The organism is Jatrophihabitans sp. (genome assembly GCF_036388195.1).
Taxonomy (GTDB): Bacteria; Actinomycetota; Actinomycetes; order Mycobacteriales; family Jatrophihabitantaceae; genus Jatrophihabitans_A.
Genome location: NZ_DASVSG010000132.1, coordinates 1 through 2,136 on the forward strand (window position 1 = coordinate 1; position 2,136 = coordinate 2,136).

Annotated in this window: 2 protein-coding genes; one reads left to right on the top strand and one right to left on the bottom strand. The window is 70.6% G+C overall.

Going from position 1 to position 2,136, the window contains the following annotated elements; all coding sequences use genetic code 11:
• A partial coding sequence (locus VF612_RS13435; protein ID WP_408660359.1) for a transposase family protein occupies positions 1–369 on the top strand: 369 nt, incomplete at its 5' end.
• A gap of 544 nt (positions 370–913) precedes the next feature.
• On the opposite strand, the gene VF612_RS13440 is transcribed toward VF612_RS13435, so the two are convergent.
• Positions 914–1,954 (bottom strand): IS110 family transposase, encoded by a 1,041-nt coding sequence (locus tag VF612_RS13440; RefSeq protein WP_408660360.1) that lies wholly within the window; start codon positions 1,952–1,954, stop codon positions 914–916.
• Between the last annotated feature and the right edge of the window lie 182 nt (positions 1,955–2,136).

Here is a 2,136-nt window from a genome sequence, read left to right on the forward strand (position 1 = left end):
GGCTTTCCGCTGTGGGTCTCCGAGGTCCGGCCCGGCTCGACCCACGATCTGACCGCCGCCCGCGAGCTCGTCCTGCCCGCGCTCTATCCGCACGCCGCCCGGGGCCTGCCGGTGCTGGCCGACAAGGGCTACACCGGCGCCGGCATCGGGGTGCACGTCCCGATCAAGCACCAGCCCGACGGGCCGCTGCACACCGACAACCGCTGCTACAACTCCCTGATCACCGCACTACGCGCACCCGCCGAACGAGGCCATGCCCTGCTCGGCCGCTGGCGGGCCCTTGACCGGGTCACCGTCAGCCCGCAGCGCATCGGCGCGATTGTCGCCGCCGCATTGGTGCTCACCTCACTCGACCGCGGAAACAGGTGAGAAAACCTCACTGAGGTTTTCTCACCTGGAATCCGCGCCCGTTGAAGGCTGCGGTAGACGCCGCTGGCCAGGCCTGCAGCGAGTCGTCAGGGACTTCCAGCGCGGCCCCTCGGAACAGGCTCCCGCCAAGAGGCACTCGGCGCTCGGCCGACTCACGGCGCTGACCTGCAGAGATGCCTCTCTTGCCCGTCCGTGGACGGCGAATCCTGGTGAGAAAACCTCTCTATGAAGACGGGGGCCGGAGTCAACGTGGTTGTCGTTCATCGTTTCCTTTTCGCGGCAAGGGTCGATCGCCGTCGGTGAGGAGCGGGTCCGGGTGGAGCGCCCGCAGCCGCGCAGCGGCGAGGACGAACGACCTGGACGCGAGACGATCCGGCGGCAAGATGGCCGAGCCGCCGAAGAGGAGCGACGCCTTCAGCGTCTGGGCGGGTCTCGCTCGGGTGGGTGGGGAGCCGGGCTCATCTCTCTATCGCCTCCTCGTCGGGGAGGACCAGGTCGGATGGGAGGGGCTTCGCTCCGGTAGCGCAATTCAGTGCGGGGCCGTCTACGCGGCCAGAGGTTTTGCGGCGCCTGCCGGAGCGAAGGGCTGGTTGGTGGTGAGCATGTGCCAGATCGCCTCGGCCAGCTGGCGGGCCAGATCGATCCGGGCGATCTTGGCGCCGCGCTGCTTACCGAGGCGGGCCCGGGTCCGCTGGTAGCGCTCGGCGTAGACCGGATGGCGGGCGGCGTGGGTGGCCGCCTCGATCAGCGCCCAGCGCAGGTACTTCGGTCCGTTCTTGGCCAGCGAGTGCCGGTGGTCCTTGCGGCCGGACTGGTAGACCGTCGGGCACAGCCCGGTGTAGCCGACCAGCTTCTTCGGCGTGGAAAACCGGGCGATGTCGCCGATCTCGGCGGCGATGGTGTAGCCGAGCACCGGTCCGATGCCCGGCACGGTCGTCAGCAGCGGCACGTACGGGTGGTTGGCGCCGAAGGTGCGCAGCGCCGCCTCGCAGCCGTTGATCTGCTCGTCGAGGTCGTCGATGAGAGCCAGCGCGGCGGCCACGTCGCCCGCCCACGGCTCGGGCAGGTGCAGGTCGGCCAGCAGCTGCCGGCCGGCGACGCCGAACAGGTCGGCGACCGGACACGGGTGGCCGAAGGTCAGCAGCGTGGCGTGGATGCGGTTCTTCAGCGCGGTGCGGTGGCGCACCAGGTGCAGCCGCCAGCGGGCGCGTTCCCGCTCGGCACGCACCGCCGGATCCGGCAGCCAGATCGCCGGCACCAGGTCGCGGCGAGACAGCTCGGCGAGCACCCAGGCGTCGATCCGGTCGGTCTTGGCCGCCAGCGGCGCGAGCCCTTTGACCTTGACCGCGTCGGCGACCTCCACCTCCCAGCCACGCAGCTCCAGCTGGTCGTGGACGAAGCGGGCGCCGGTCATGGACTCGATCGCCGCCGCCACCGGCTGGCCGAACTCTCCGACCCGGGCGACCAGCGAGGCCAGCCCGCCGGCGTCGGGCGCCGCGGTCGTCACCAGCACCGGCGTGCCTGCCTCGTTCATGGCGTGCACATCCAGACGTGTCCTGCTCAGGTCCAACCCAACGTGCAACATGAGGACCGGGCCTCCTTCCGTCACGGCTGTCGGCTCTCACCAGCAGCGTGCTCCGGGGGGAGGCCCCCGTCTTCATGGCATTCAGTCTGGCGGGCTTTGGGCTCCGCATATCCCTACCCGACGTGGTCGCGCCGACGTGGTCGCGATGCAGACCCGTCAGCCCAACCTGGAGGGCGCCGGGG